Below are 1,401 nucleotides of genomic sequence, written 5' to 3' on the forward strand. Positions count from 1 at the left end.
TCATTTTCATTGCAACAGCCTCAGGACTCAGCGCAACGCGTTGCGCTGAGTCCTGAGGCGCGAATCCGGGTAGGCAACCCCAGAGGGGCCGGAATCCCCCGGCCCTCGATGGAGGGAGGCCGGCATGTCCAGACCGAGACCGTCCGGAAGGTCGTACGGGAGGCTCACGAGGCACGAGAGGAACGCGATCGAGAGAATGCTCGACCGCAACCGAAGCGCCCGCGAGATCGCCGCGGAGCTCGGCAGGTCGCCCTCGACCGTGACCAGGGAGGTGGCGGCGCACCGCTACGTCACCGCGCCGCGCTCGCGCTACGGCGAGCCCGCGCCCGAGGACCTCTCGGGGGCCTGCCCCAGGCTCGCCGCATGGCCGAGGTGCTGCAACGGCTGCTCGCACAGGAGGGGCTACGGCTGCTCGAGGAGGCCCAGGGTGTTCTACAGCGCCAGGAGGGCGCAGGAGGCAGCCGACGCCGAGCTCTCGTCGAGCAGATCCGGGATAGACGAGACCGAGGAGGGCGCCGCCGCCAAGCTCGCGGCCATCAGGGGCGGCCTCGCGCGTGGGCTCTCCCCGCAGCAGATAGCGGCGACGACCCCCGGCCTCAGCGCCTCCACCGTATACAGGTGGGTGGACGCCGGCTACGACGGCATGACGAACATGGAGCTCAGGCGCAAGGTCGGCTACAGGCCGAGGTCGCACCGGGCCCCGAAGAGGGCGACGTCCCACTCGGCCCGCAGGTCGCACGCGGCGTTCCTCGCGCTCGGCGAGGACGCCTGCGCCGCGGCCTGGGAGATGGACACCGTCGAGGGCGCCGGGTGCGACTCCGCCAGGCTCCTCACGCTTCTGCACCGCCCGAGCCGCTTCCAGCTGGCGCTGCCGCTGCCGGACGGCGCGTGCGCCTCGGTCCTCGCGGCGCTCTCGTCCCTGCGCGCGGTCCTCGGCGAGGACGGCGCGAGGCGCGCCTTCGGCGCCGTGCTCACCGACAACGGGAGCGAGTTCGCCGACGAGGGCGCCATCGCGGCGCTGCTCGGCGAGCGCGACGGCGAGACCAGGCTCTTCTACTGCGACCCCCGGCAGAGCCAGCAGAAGGGCGCGTGCGAGAAGAACCACGTGGAGATCAGGAAGCTGCTGCCCAAGGGCGCCGGGGTCAGGTTCGACCGGCTGACGGCGGCGGACTGCGCGCTGCTCATGTCGCAGGTGAACTCCGAGCCGAGGGGGGGCGCTCGGGTTCCTGACGCCGGCGCGCGTGCTGCGGATGGCCCTCGGGGAGGATGCCTCCGCCCTCATGGACGCGTTCGGGGTGGAGGAGCTGGCGCACGGCGGGCTCGACCTCACGCCCGGCTGCATCGACAGGGCCAGGGCCGCGAGGGACGAGGGGCCGCTGGCGGGATAGCCGGCGCGCCGGG

At 72.9% G+C, this 1,401-nt stretch carries 1 protein-coding gene; it reads left to right on the forward strand.

Annotated features, from left to right (window positions below):
- Window positions 1-124 precede the first annotated feature (124 nt).
- Window positions 125-1,401: IS30 family transposase (locus FGQ67_RS09985; protein WP_249934453.1), on the forward strand; the 1,277-nt coding region annotated here is incomplete at its 3' end.

It is taken from the genome of Collinsella aerofaciens (assembly GCF_005845035.1).
Classification (GTDB): domain Bacteria; phylum Actinomycetota; class Coriobacteriia; order Coriobacteriales; family Coriobacteriaceae; genus Collinsella; species Collinsella aerofaciens_I.